The following is a 13196-nucleotide window of genomic DNA, read 5'->3' as shown; positions in this document are numbered from 1 at the left end:
CCGATTTCGTTAAAGTAACGGTGTGAAGAAGTATATGGGATCAAATCGTGGCAAAAACTCTTTTACGCAGCGGTAATCTGGATGACTTTCAGGCCGTTGGCGGCGGCGGACAAGCCGTTTTTGAATCAGCGTTACAAATCCGGGAAGCGCTCCGGTTACGCAAACAACAGGCGATTGTCGACTGTCTGGCTATTCCGCAGGTCAATGATGGTGGCGACCGTGTCGACTGGTATTCGCCGGTCGACGGTTGTGTAACCAGCTGGAAAGCGGCGAACGAAGACGATCGTTATCGCGCCCTGCGTTATCTGGAAAATACGCTGGCCAGCGTTGAATCGCTCAGTAAGAAATGCCTGCAGTCGCCAAAAACAGCGCAACAGCTTTTCGGCTCCCTGCTGTCGAAAGCATTTCAGTTTCCCGGCGAAAATTTCCTTTTCCTGGTTGATGGAAAGCCGGTCATAAGTTTCTGGGGGTTTGTAAACCTCAATGAGAATGCGCGTGACGACGTACTCGACTGTTTACGTGAATCGCTGATCCCTGAGCCAGCCCCGATTGTCATTGAAGACCCTGAACCCGAGCCGGAACCGACCCCAGTCCTGACCTTTGAACAGGCCGATGAGCCGCTGATTGCCCCGGCCACGGTGGTACGCATCACGCCGGACGAACTGTATACGCCTGAACCTGCACCGGTCACTTTGCCACCTGTGGAAGAACCCGAGCCAGAGCCTGCGATCGTAGCCAAAAAACGCCGCGTTCCCCTGTGGACGCTTCCGGTTGCCGCCGTGATCGTTGCCGCGATTGCCACCCCGTTGCTGTGGCCAAAACAGGCCCCTTCTGCCGAGCCAGTGGCTGTCGTTGCCCCTGAACCTGTCGCCATTGCGCCAAAGCCGATTAAAGCCGTTGAGCCACTGCCGATGAAATTACCGCTGCATCAGGCAGAGGTGGTCGCGAGCAAAGAAAAAGAGCCGGCTCCCGTTGCCGCCCCAGCGCCTGCGCCGGTTGTGATTGCGGCGATCCCGAAAGACGCCATGGTCATGGAAGTAAACCAGGTGAAAGCGGGGTCGACGCGTTTTCTGAACGGAACATGGCGTGCGATCCTCGACGTGAAAGATCCGATTACCGGCAAACCACCGTCGCTGCGCTATCAGATCCAGAACAATAAAGGCTTCGCTCGTGTTGTTCACGGTGACAATGTTGTCTGCCGCGTGGAGGTTTTCTCCGGGCTACACAGCAATGGCGAACTGATGATCAAGAGTCGCGGTAATGCCCGCTGCACAGACGGTTCACGCTACCCGATGCCGGAAGTTGCCTGTAAAGCAGGTACCAGCGATGTCGCTGAATGTAATGCCCGTTATGATGCCAAAACCGTCGTTCCACTGACGTTCAAGAAAGCAGGTGCCTGACCCTATGCTGGTAAATCTTTGCGACTATAAACAGAGCGTCACGCTTATTGCCAACAGCGGCGTGCAATTCCTCGATTTTGGCCTGACTCCGCAGGACACCGCCAGCAACGGGCGCTTCGTACGTAAAACCGCCAACGGTCCGCTTCTGCGTCTCGATTTCGATCTCGTCAACGGGCGTTACACGCTGCCGGGATTGAACGGCGGACAGCCTGAAGTGGTGAAACCGGAAACCACGATCCCACTGCATCAGTCCCTGACGGTGCTGGATGGTGTCTGGCTTCCCATTCCCTTCCTGCGCTTCAATCCGCCACGTACCTTTGTTGACGGGCCAGATAACTGGGCGCGCGTCCAGGTGCGTAAACTTGAAACGCCTGATGCGGCAGGTAATACACACCGCGTCACGCTCGCTCTCGACAGCCAGATTGCAGAGCATGCTACTGCCGCGCTGTCCCCGGTTGAAAATGACATTCTCAACGGCACCCGTTTCGGACTGGCGTGGCGAGATGATGAGGTGGAAAGCTTCCTCGACCAGACCTGGATTGACGGCTGGCTGCGCGAGGCGTTTACCCACTATGCGACCGACGTTGAAAACCGCGCGGAACGCGACCTGCAGCAGGCAATGCGCAGCTTTGAGTACCAGGCACACTGGCTCAACCTGCTGTCCATGCTCGGTGAACAGCTTACCGTGCCGGAAGTGAAATTTGTCACCCATACCCTCAGTACGCCGGCTATTCCGGTCGACCTGATCCTCGACGTCGGGAATACCCATACCTGCGGCGTTATTATTGAAGATCACGGTGATGCGAACGACGGTCTGCGCCAGACGGCCGAACTGCAGGTGCGCTCGTTAAGCGAACCACAGTTCCTCAATGAGCCGCTGTTTACCAGTCGTCTGGAGTTTTCAGAAGCGCGTTTTGGCAAGCAGCACTTCTCGGTGGAAAGTGGGCGTGAAGATGCCTTTGTCTGGCCGTCTATTGTCCGCGTGGGCGATGAAGCCCGCAAACTGGCTACGCACCGTCTGGGCACGGAAGGTAATAGCGGTATCTCCAGCCCGCGTCGCTACCTGTGGGATGAAACCCCGGTGGTCCAGGACTGGCGCTTTAGCCAGATGAACAGCAAGACCCAGCGCGAACCGCTGGCGACCGCGTTCCCGCTGATGAACCTGATGAACGATGACGGTGAACCGCTCTTTACGCTGCCGCAGGACGAGCGACTGCCGGTTTTCTCCCCGCAGTACAGCCGCAGCACGCTGATGACGCATATGCTGTGCGAACTGCTGGCACAGGCGCTGGGGCAGATCAACAGCGTTGCCACGCGCCTGCGTCTGGGCTTTCCGGCCTCGCCACGCCAGCTGCGTACGCTGATCCTGACCCTGCCCTCGGCGATGCCGAAGCAGGAACGCGAGATCTTCCGTCGCCGCATGTTCGAAGCGATCGCTATCGTCTGGAAAGCGATGGGCTGGCACCCGCAGGACGACGATTTTGCCACCCGTAAGCACCAGGAAAAAAGCGTGGTGCCGGTACCTGCAATCCAGATGGAGTGGGACGAGGCCAGCTGTGGTCAACTGGTGTGGCTGTACAACGAAGCGATCTCGCATTTTGGTGGTCAGACGGAAGCGTTCTTCGCCTCCCTCGCCCGCCCGGATCGTGAACCTGAACCGGGCGTGCAGCCGGGGCGCTCGCTGCGTGTCGCCTCTATCGACATTGGCGGTGGCACAACCGACATGGCGATCACCCATTATCAGCTGGATGACGGCTCCGGTAACAACGTCAAAATCACGCCGCAGCTGCTGTTCCGTGAAGGGTTTAAAGTGGCCGGTGACGACACCCTGCTGGACGTCATCCAGCGCTATGTGTTACCCGCCCTGCAGACCCAGCTGCAGAAGTCCGGCATCGCCGATGCCTCTCTGCTGATGGCCTCGCTGTTTGGTGACTCAGGACGCATCGATACCCAGGCGGTATTGCGCCAGCAAACGGCGCTTCAGCTCTTTATGCCGATTGGTCACGCCATCCTTGCCGCGTGGGAATCCAGCGACATCGACGATCCGCTGGCAGGCTTGCATGCCACCTTTGGCGATCTGCTGTCGCAGAAACCGACCCGCAACGTGATGAATTATCTGCAACAGGCCGTCGATCATGCCTTGCCGGCAGGTTCAGAAGCCTTCGATCTGTTTGCCGTTCCGCTGCACGTGAATTTCCGTGAAATGCAGGATGCGATGCTGGCAGGCCAGTTCACGCTGGCGTCACCCCTGCATGCGGTGTGCGAGGCCATTTCACATTACAGCTGCGATATTCTGCTGATCACGGGGCGTCCGGGCTGCCTGCCTGGCGTTCAGGCGCTTATTCGCCACCTGCAGCCGGTGCCGGTTAATCGCATCGTCTGGCTGGATAAATACCAGGTTCATGAATGGTACCCGTTCAGCCAGCAAGGACGCATTGGTAATCCAAAATCGACCGCCGCCGTCGGCGCGATGCTTTGCAGCCTGGCGCTTGACCTGCGACTGCCGCGCTTTAACTTTAAAGCCGCGGATATCGGTGCATATTCAACGGTTCGCTATCTGGGCGTACTGGATAACACCGTGAACACCCTGCGTGAAGAAAACGTCTGGTATCAGGATATCGACCTGGATAAGCCGGGTGCGAAACTCGACGCCCGTCTGCACTTCCCGCTGCGCGGAAATGTGACGCTCGGTTTCCGCCAGCTGGCGAACGCGCGCTGGCCGGCAACGCCGCTCTATACGCTTAGCATCAACTCGGCCGAACTGGCCAAAGCGATTGCGGGTGACGGCGTGCTGAACGTGCGGCTCAAACTTTGCGGCGGCAATAAGCATGAAGGGCCTGAATCCTTCGCGCTGAGCGATGCCTGGTTGCAGGACGGGACGCCGGTTCCGCCTGATGCTTTAACCTTCAAACTGAATACTCTGGCCGATCGCCGTCATAGCGGCAGCCACTACTGGATCGACAGCGGGAGCGTATACCTGAAATGACTGCGACGATGACTACCACTCAGGCCTTAATCGGGTGGATAAATGAGACGCGCCTGAACGCCCCTGTGCTGGATAACGAGGCCGATGCCCTTCTTGCGCGCATCAACGCGACGCAGGCACGGGAGCAGGCCATTGACCGCGCCCTGTCCCGCCCGGGCAGTATTGGACTTTACGGTCATTCTCAGAGTGCAAAAGCGCATCTGCTTTTATCGCTGTGCGGCAGCGGTAATGGCCGCCTGAACGTTACGCCAGGCCAGCGTACATTTGACTATTTTTCGCACATTAATCCGGGACATGCCCTGACCAACATGGCCGTGCGGTTCACTCGCGGAAATGCAGAGGTGGTGGATGAGGCGTTCCCGCTGCGCCTGAGCCTGGTGACAGAGGCAGAGCTGGTTCAGCTGTTTATCGCCCGCACCACGCTGCAGCCGGACATCCGCGCCGTGGATAAAGCGGTCATTGAGACGCGCCTGGAGAAGTGGCGTGGCCTGCGCCAGCCGCAGGGCGTTCCTGGTATTACGGCTCAGGACGTGGGTGCCATCGCCCGCTTCTGGCAAAGCTCAATACCTGCCGCAAAACAGCAAATTGATGATGCCCTATGGCATCAGTTTGCACAGCTGGTCCCTTCGCTCGATCTCAGCACGCGAGCCAGCGTCTGGTCGCTGCTGTGGGGTGAGCAACAGGAGTTGACCCAGCAGTGGTTAAAGCTCGCTCATGTCCTGCATCAGACCAGCCATGCCGGAGCACTCGCCGCCCCGCTCAGCCTGCTGGTCGATAACTTCGGGCTGCCGGGCGAAGGGTTCCTGACTCACGGCACCTTTACCCTTCCGGAGGCCCAGGAGACGCTGCTTCATCCGCTGAACAACGGCGAGATGCTTAACGCCATCAGTATCCCTGTCGATACGCTCGCCTTCCTGACGCGTGAGCTGGTCTTGCCGGTCGAAAGCAGCGCCCTGGATAATGTCGATATTATTGATATTCCGGTCTTTTCAGATAACAGCGCCGATGCACTGAATCAGGCTAAATGCCAGTGGTTGCTGGAGCATTATCGCCAGCAGCTGCAACCGGACGTGCTTGTTATCTGCAATGCGACAGCCCAGCACGAGCAAACGCCTAAAAAAGCCCGGGTGCTGATGAACTGGGTCAAAGAGACTCAGCCCGTTGAAGAATCCGCCCTGCCGGGGCTGGTGTGGGCGATTACGCCTCACGACGCACGTTTTACCACCCGTCAGAACCTTGATGAAACGGTCCAGCACCTGTTGGGCAAACCGGGTGTGCGCTGGGGGACACTGCAGGCGCTGGACAGCCACAGCATGCAGCGCGTGATCGAGTGGTTGTCTCAGGCCACGTTACCCGCTCAGCGGCAGAAGCGTCTTAGCACGCTGAAAGCAATGCTGCGCCAGGAACTCTCGGCCCTGATGAAGGGGTATCTGGCACCGCTGGTTGAGGAACCCGGCGCCAGACGAACTCAGGCCGAAAACATGGTGCGCGTTCTGCAAAGCTCCGCCGCCCGCCACGGTGAACTGCTTGAAGGTCTTCTGCCGCCGCTTAAAGCCTTTGAAACCCTGCTGGCCGTTCAGCAGCCCCGCGAGGAGCAGGTGAACGGACTGTTTACGGATACCATTGACCTGTTTGCCGAGCATGCCCAGGAGAACGCCAGTCCATTCCAGACCAAAGACAAAGCTCGCCTGGCACATAAAGTCTGGATAAACCATCTGCGCCAGTGGAGCCGCAACGATGCCACTGCCGCGCGCCTTGGGCTGGAACCCGCTGTTTTGCAGCAAATTGCCGACGTTCTGGTGGTGGCCAGCTACCGACTGAACCTGCCACAGCAGTTGCAGAACATCGTTGAAACCGACAAGAGCAGCGCTGCTCAACTGCATGCCGTGATGGGCAACTTCATTGGCTGGCTGGGCTACGATCGGACACCCGCAGAGGCACGCCCGGCGAGCCGCATCCGTAAAGGCCAGGCAATCTTTGTCACGCCGGTGGTCAACAGTACCGCGCCGCGCCTGACGCGTCTGGGAGAACAACCCGTACATGCGGCAACGGTGTATGTCTATGACTGGCTGGTCGCCCTCTATAGCCGGGCAATAGAGAACATCGATTTCCGCCACCCGCACGATGTACAGCCTGCCGCACGCCAGGCCTTACAAGCTTTGTTACGATAGCGTTCCTGGCCCGCAGAGATGCGGGCTATCCTTTCAGGTCGTGGTCATACACTCTGCTAACGTCTGCGCCAGTGCCGACGGATTTTCCCAGGACATGGAGTGTCCGGCCGCTGGGATGATTTTCACTTCAACGCCCCGCTTTTGCAGAGAGTCCACATCATCATCAGGCAGGGACCACTCGCCGAAAATCAACGTCACCGGGCAGCGCAGAGACAAAAACTGAACCTCCCATTCCGGCTCTACCCCTTCCACCAGGCTGGACGCGCCACGCCACACGGCATACGGCGCATTGCTTTGCAGACTGCCCGCCCAGGGTGAGGTTTCCGCACTGAGCAGCGCATCATACCCCTGCGCCAGGAACTGTTGTTCCGTCTGTGCAGCAATAGAGCGGCTGAACATGCCACCCCCGGCGTGAAAATTGGGTTCCGACACCATCAACCCTTTTACGCGTGGCGCCATCAGTCCTGCTGCCTCGATAGCAATGCTGCCACCCATACTATGACCATATAGCCAGAAGCTATCGAGTTTGAGATGGTCCAACAGTTCAGCCACCACTCGCGCCTGCTCGCTGGTGCGATAACGATACTGCACGGGTTTGTCGCTGTAACCGCTGCCGGGGAGATCGATAAGAATGGCTCTGCGCGCACCAAACCGGGCGTCAGAGACGATACGAGGATATTCATAAGAAGAGGCGCAGCCTAACCCGTGAATAAACACCACAGGATCGCCAGAGCCGGGAAGATCGTGCCAGCGCACAACGCAGCCAGCCTGCTGCGAGTAAAAACTGTTCATAAGCACTCCTTTAACGACTCACTGTTTATTTATACAGTCTTCGTATCTGGAATGCTATATTCATCTTTTAAAACGGGAAGCGTGCTTCAGAAAAGCGAGATCAACAGCGCAACGGGAAAGCTCATTGGCCAGGTTGAACCCACCAGAAAAGCACTGAGCAGTCGGATACGTTTGCGGTCTTTAGAGAGGAACCAGGTAATTAATGCACAGACAGAAGCCATGATTGCGTAAAAAACCAACATCTTTTGATACAACGTCATTCTGTTTACCAGAGCCGAAAAAATAACCGCACGCAATATGCGTCATATGTTGATACAGATCAAGTTTTTTCGTTACAGAATAACCATCTGAATACTATGGATAATGTACTGCAGGCAGAGAATGCCCGGCGCTGAATGCGACCGGGCATGGGGGCTTAGTGCTTTATCATCACGTGGCGAACAACGGTATAATCTTCAAGGCCGTACACCGACATATCTTTGCCGTAGCCGGATAACTTCATCCCGCCGTGCGGCATTTCGCTCACCAGCATAAAATGGGTATTAACCCAGGTGCAGCCGTACTGCAGACGCGCGCTCATCCGGTGGGCACGCCCTACATCGCGGGTCCAGACCGATGACGCCAGGCCGTACTGCGAATCGTTCGCCCATGCCAGCACCTGCGCTTCGTCATCAAACTCGGTGACACTTACAACCGGGCCAAACACTTCACGCTGAACGATAGCATCGTCCTGTTTTGCCCCTGCCAGAAGGGTTGGCTGGAAATAGTAGCCTGCCCCCTCTTTTTTGCTGCCGCCGGTCACCACGCGAATATGGCTCAGGGCTTTAGCCTCATCAACCGCCTTACAGACGCGTGAAAGATGGGCTTCGGAACTGAGCGGGCCCAGCTCGGTGGTTTCCGCCTCCGGCGCACCCATTTTCAGGCTCGCCACCGCGGCACCCAGTTTTTCCACCAGCGCGGCACAAACGCCTTTCTGCGCATAAATACGACAGGCTGCCGTACAATCCTGCCCGGCATTGTAGAAACCGAAAGTACGTACCCCTTCAACAACCGCATCAAGATCGGCGTCGTCGAAAACGATAACCGGGGCTTTGCCGCCCAGCTCCATATGGGTGCGTTTAATCGAGGACGCCGTGTGTCCAATAATATGTTCGCCGGTGGCAATAGAACCGGTGAGCGACACCATACGCACCTTTTCGTGGCCGGTCAGCGGATCGCCGACCGTTTTTCCGCGGCCAAACAGAACGTTCAGAACGCCTGCCGGGAAGATGTCTTTCGCCAGTTCCGCCAGCTTGAGGGCCGTCAGTGGGGTAATCTCCGAAGGTTTGATCACCACACAGTTACCCGCGGCCAGCGCGGGTGCCAGCTTCCATGCCGCCATCATCAGCGGATAGTTCCATGGCGCAATGGAGGCGACCACGCCCACCGGATCGCGGCGTATCATCGATGTGTGACCGTCAAGATATTCGCCGGCGGCCAGCCCGTTCAGGCAGCGGGCGGCGCCGGCAAAGAAGCGGAAAACGTCGACCACAGCCGGAATTTCATCTCCCAACGCACAGTGCAGCGGCTTACCGCAATTGAGCGATTCGAGACGGGCAAATTCTTCGCCGTGGGCTTCAATCACGTCAGCCAGCTTCAGCAGGCACTCGGCACGCGTTTTAGGCGTGGTTTGTCCCCATTCAATGAATGCGCGATCGGCGGCCTTGACCGCCGCGTCGACCTGCGCTGCTGACGCTTCAGCAATCTCCAGAAGTACCTCTCCGGTGGCAGGGTTATAGACCGGCTGTTTTTCCCCGTCTCCGGCGACCAGTTCACCATTTATCAGCAGTTGTGTTTGCATAGCATTGTCCTGTTGAAATCAATGTTATTTCCCGCTTCCGGCACTGTTTTCGCCGTCGCGGGTTAGCCACCAGGCTCCCAGAATGGGTAGGGTTGTGACCAGCATCACCAGCAATGCGACGACGTTGGTGACCGGCACGTCGCGCGGACGCCCGAGCTGATTAAGCAACCACAGCGGTAACGTGCGCTCGTGTCCCGCGGTAAATGTTGTGACGATGATTTCGTCAAACGAGAGTGCAAACGCCAGCATCCCCCCGGCCAGCAACGCCGAACCGAGATTTGGCAGGACCACGTAACGGAAGGTTTGCCAGCCGTCGGCCCCCAGATCCATTGACGCCTCGACCAGACTCCAGGAGGTGCGCCTGAACCGGGCAATCACGTTGTTAAACACCACCACCACGCAGAACGTGGCGTGACCGACCACGATGGTGAAAAAACCCGGCTCAAGGTCAATGGTTTTAAACGCCGTCAACAGCGCCAGACCGGTGATAATCCCCGGTAACGCAATCGGCAACAGCAGCAACAGCGAGATCGCATTTTTGCCAAAAAACGCGCTTCGCCACAGCGCCGCTGCAGCAAGCGTGCCAAGCACCAGCGCGATAGCCGTCGACAGCGCAGCGATTTGAAGTGACAACGTCACTGATTCAATGATGTCGCCACGCCCCGCGGCCACGGTGAACCACTTCAAGGTCAACCCCTGCGGCGGAAAACTGAACGCGGCGTCTTCGGTGTTAAAGGCGTAGGTCGCAATAATCAGCAGCGGGAAATGAAGGAAGATAACGCCTCCCCAGGCTGCCACTTTGAGGAACAACGGTGCGCGTTCAGAGTGCATCGAATGCTCCCAGACGTTTCACGAACGCCAGATAAAGAGCGATGAGGACAATTGGCACCAGGGTGAAGGCCGCGGCCATGGGCATATTGCCGATAGCGCCCTGCTGGGAATAGACCATATTGCCAATAAAGTACCCCGGCGGCCCCACCAGCTGTGGAACAATGAAATCGCCCAGCGTCAGGGAAAAAGTGAAGATTGACCCTGCGGCAATGCCCGGGATTGCCAGCGGCAAAACGACGTAACGAAAAGTCTGGCGTGGGCGCGCGCCGAGATCGGCTGAAGCCTGCAGTAACGACGCGGGCAGCCGCTCCAGCGCCGCCTGTACCGGCAGGATCATAAACGGCAGCCAGATATAGACGAACACCAGAAAACGCCCCAGCCCGGAGGTGGAAAGCGTGTTTCCGCCAATGGCCGGTAGCGTAAGGATCGCGGTCAGGATCGGCTCCAGCCCCAGGTAGCTCAGAAACCACTGCGCTACCCCGTCTTTCGCCAGCAGCAGCGTCCAGGCATAGGCTTTAACAATATAGCTGGCCCACATTGGCAGCATCACGGCGATATAGAAGAACGCCTTCCACTTGCCGTGGGTGTAACGTGCCATGTACCAGGCCATCGGAAACGCGAGGATAGCGCTGGCGATGGTCACCGCAATGGCCATCATCAGCGTACGCAGAATGATGTCATAGTTTGCCGGATTAAAAAGCGCCAGGATATTGGCAAACGTCAGTTCCGGCGTGACCGCCATGGTGAAATCGTCAAAGGTATAAAACCCTTGCCATAAAAGCGTGAGAAGCGATCCCAGGTAAACGATGCCAAACCACATTAGCGGCGCGAGCAGCAGCAGGAACAGCCCAAGCGATGGCTTACGCCAGAACAGTGCGGTAAGGCGGCTCATGCGGCTACGGTGGGCGGGAGGCGGCGCGACACGCGTGTTCATGTCACCTCTCCTCTTGCAGGCGAACCATGGCATCACGTGACCACGACGCCATCACCGCCTGCCCCGGCGTCACGCCGCTCAGCGTTGCGGCATCGCTAAAATTGGCCTGGCTGACCAGCAGTTTTGCACCATCAGCGAGTTTTAGCTCAAGACGCGTTGCCGCCCCCTGATACTGTACTGCCTGCACCACGCCCTCAACCTGAACCTCACCGCTCTCATTGAGGCGAATATGTTCCGGCCGTAAAGAATAGATGCCTTCCATCCCGCACACGTTGTGTGCCATACCGGCGTCAAACACGTTCGAGGTCCCGACAAAGCTCGCCACGAATGGCGTTCCTGGACGCATATAGAGATCGCGCGGGGTGTCGACTTGCTCAATGCGGCCATTATTGAAAACCGCGACCCGGTCAGACATCGACAGGGCTTCCCCCTGATCGTGAGTGACGAAAATAAAGGTGATGCCGAGCTCCTGCTGCAGCTTTTTCAGCTCGAACTGCATCTGCTCACGCAGTTTAAGATCGAGCGCGCCGAGCGGTTCATCCAGCAGTAATACCCGGGGTTCATTGACCAGCGCCCGCGCGATGGCGACACGTTGACGTTGCCCGCCGGAAAGCTGCGAAGGCTTACGCGTGACAGCAAAGCTTAGCCCCACTTTTTCCAGCGCTTGACGCGCCTGCGCATGCCGCGTTTTCTTGTCGATACCTTTGACCATGAGTCCGTACGCGACGTTATCGAGGATCGACATATGCGGAAACAACGCATAATCCTGGAACACGGTATTCACATCGCGTTCCCAGGGGGGAAGTGCGCTCGCCTCTTTACCGAAGATTTTGATTGCGCCGCCTGACAGCTGCTCAAAACCGGCTATCAGACGCAGGCAGGTAGTTTTGCCGGAGCCCGAAGGCCCCAGCATGGAGAAAAATTCTCCGTCATGAATAGCAATGGTGACCCCATCCACCGCCCGCACGTCACCGTACAGACGGGAAACGTCATTAAACTCTACTGCGTACGTCATGTTCTGCTCCTGCGATTAACGGCCGCCCATGATGGCGATGTAATCCTGTGTCCAGCGGCTGTAAGGAACGAATTTGCCGCCTTCTGCAATCGGGGTTTTCCAGAACATGATTTTGTCGAAATAGTTGTAGCCGTTCGTTTCGCAGCCTTTATCGCCGAGCAATGTGCTGGCTTTACACCCTTCCGGTACCACGGGCAGCGAGCCAAACCAGGCCGCCAGATCGCCCTGCACTTTAGGCGTCAGCGACCAGTTCATCCATTTGTAGGCGCACATCGGGTGCTTGGCCTGCGCGTGCAGCATGGTGGTGTCCGCCCAGCCGGTTACCCCTTCTTTCGGGAAAACAGTGGCGACAGGCTGGTTCTCCGCTTTCAGGGCATTGGCCTGATAGGGCCAGGCGCTGGAGGCCACTACGCCTTCATTTTTAAAGTCGCTCATCTGAACGGTGGTGTCATGCCAGTAGCGGTGGATCAGCGCATGCTGGTCACGCAATACCTTCAGTACGGCGGCATACTGTTTTTCTGTTAGCTGGTACGGGTCGGTGATACCCAGCTGCGGCTGCGTGGCTTTGACAAACAGCGCCGCATCGGCGATGTAAATCGGGCCATCATAGGCCTGCACGCGGCCCTGATTGGTTTTACCGTCAGGTAAATTCTGTTTCGTAAAGACGACGCTCCAGCTGTCCGGCGGCGTCGGGAACGTTTTGCTGTTGTACATCAGCAGGTTTGGCCCCCACTGATACGGTGTGCCGTAGACGTTGCCGCCGACGTTAAACCATTCACCTTTGACGATCCGCGGGTCGAGGGTTTTCCAGTTTGGGATAAGGTCGGGGTTAATCGGCTGAACGCGTTTCCCCATGATCAGGCGCAGTGAGGCATCACCCGAGGCCGTGACCAGATCGTATCCTCCTTTCGCCATCAGACTAACCATTTCATCCGAGGTGGCCGCGGTTTTTACGTTCACCGCGCAGCCGGTCTCTTTTTCGAACTGGGTGACCCAGTCATAATTTTTATCGGTTTGTCCCCGTTCGATGTACCCGGGCCAGGCAATAATATCCAGTCGTCCTTCCCCGTCGCCAATAGCCTTCGGTGGCTCTGCGGCGTGCGCTGTCATGAGAGTCATGCCGAGCGCGCACAGGCTGCTGCGGGCAAATTTTTTGCTCATAAGAATTACTCCTGTCGCAATGAAATTTAGCGGCAGCCGTGCCGTAAAAATATCTCCCTTATTAAA

At 57.5% G+C, this 13196-nt stretch carries 10 protein-coding genes; 3 read left to right on the top strand and 7 right to left on the bottom strand.

Annotation, left to right across the window (positions count from 1 at the left end; all coding sequences use genetic code 11):
• The first annotated feature begins 47 nt into the window (after nt 1-47).
• From BJ887_RS06885 to BJ887_RS06875, 3 genes are read left to right on the top strand one after another with little or no spacing between them, the layout of a single operon-like run.
• The gene (locus tag BJ887_RS06885; protein ID WP_121339640.1) at nt 48-1400 is read left to right on the top strand and encodes an SrfA family protein; all 1353 of its coding nucleotides are present in this window, start codon (nt 48-50) and stop codon (nt 1398-1400) included.
• 4 nt (nt 1401-1404) lie between these two features.
• On the top strand, nt 1405-4386 hold the full coding sequence (locus BJ887_RS06880) for a virulence factor SrfB (protein WP_121339639.1): 2982 nt from the start codon (nt 1405-1407) through the stop codon (nt 4384-4386).
• The gene (locus BJ887_RS06875; protein ID WP_121339638.1) at nt 4383-6557 is read left to right on the top strand and encodes a virulence factor SrfC family protein; all 2175 of its coding nucleotides are present in this window, start codon (nt 4383-4385) and stop codon (nt 6555-6557) included. The genes BJ887_RS06880 and BJ887_RS06875 overlap by 4 nt, the downstream gene beginning before the upstream one ends.
• Before the next feature lie 33 nt (nt 6558-6590).
• On the opposite strand, the gene BJ887_RS06870 is transcribed toward BJ887_RS06875, so the two are convergent.
• The 7 genes from BJ887_RS06870 to ydcS form a co-directional block, all read right to left on the bottom strand.
• Nucleotides 6591-7349, bottom strand: coding sequence for an alpha/beta fold hydrolase (locus BJ887_RS06870; RefSeq protein WP_044857706.1), 759 nt, complete (start codon nt 7347-7349; stop codon nt 6591-6593).
• A gap of 86 nt (nt 7350-7435) precedes the next feature.
• Complete coding sequence (locus BJ887_RS06865) at nt 7436-7609, bottom strand: GhoT/OrtT family toxin (RefSeq protein WP_032670341.1); 174 nt, start codon at nt 7607-7609, stop codon at nt 7436-7438.
• 155 nt (nt 7610-7764) lie between these two features.
• On the bottom strand, nt 7765-9189 hold the full coding sequence (gene patD / locus BJ887_RS06860) for an aminobutyraldehyde dehydrogenase (protein WP_121339637.1): 1425 nt from the start codon (nt 9187-9189) through the stop codon (nt 7765-7767).
• Nucleotides 9190-9213: 24 nt separating this feature from the next.
• Nucleotides 9214-10020, bottom strand: coding sequence for an ABC transporter permease (locus BJ887_RS06855; RefSeq protein ID WP_032680927.1), 807 nt, complete (start codon nt 10018-10020; stop codon nt 9214-9216).
• Nucleotides 10010-10912 (bottom strand): ABC transporter permease, encoded by a 903-nt coding sequence (locus tag BJ887_RS06850; protein ID WP_121339741.1) that lies wholly within the window; start codon nt 10910-10912, stop codon nt 10010-10012. The genes BJ887_RS06855 and BJ887_RS06850 overlap by 11 nt, the downstream gene beginning before the upstream one ends.
• 43 nt (nt 10913-10955) lie before the next feature.
• Nucleotides 10956-11969 carry an ABC transporter ATP-binding protein gene (locus BJ887_RS06845; RefSeq protein ID WP_020884017.1) on the bottom strand — a complete coding sequence of 338 codons (1014 nt, stop codon included), beginning with the start codon at nt 11967-11969 and terminating at the stop codon, nt 10956-10958.
• A gap of 15 nt (nt 11970-11984) precedes the next feature.
• Nucleotides 11985-13130 carry a putative ABC transporter substrate-binding protein YdcS gene (gene ydcS, locus BJ887_RS06840; protein ID WP_020884016.1) on the bottom strand — a complete coding sequence of 382 codons (1146 nt, stop codon included), beginning with the start codon at nt 13128-13130 and terminating at the stop codon, nt 11985-11987.
• Between the last annotated feature and the right edge of the window lie 66 nt (nt 13131-13196).

This window comes from Enterobacter sp. WPR_3_1, assembly GCF_003635055.1.
GTDB lineage: Bacteria > Pseudomonadota > Gammaproteobacteria > Enterobacterales > Enterobacteriaceae > Enterobacter > Enterobacter ludwigii.
Note: the sequence above shows the minus strand (reverse complement) of the source record. Positions and strands in the feature narration are given on the sequence as shown.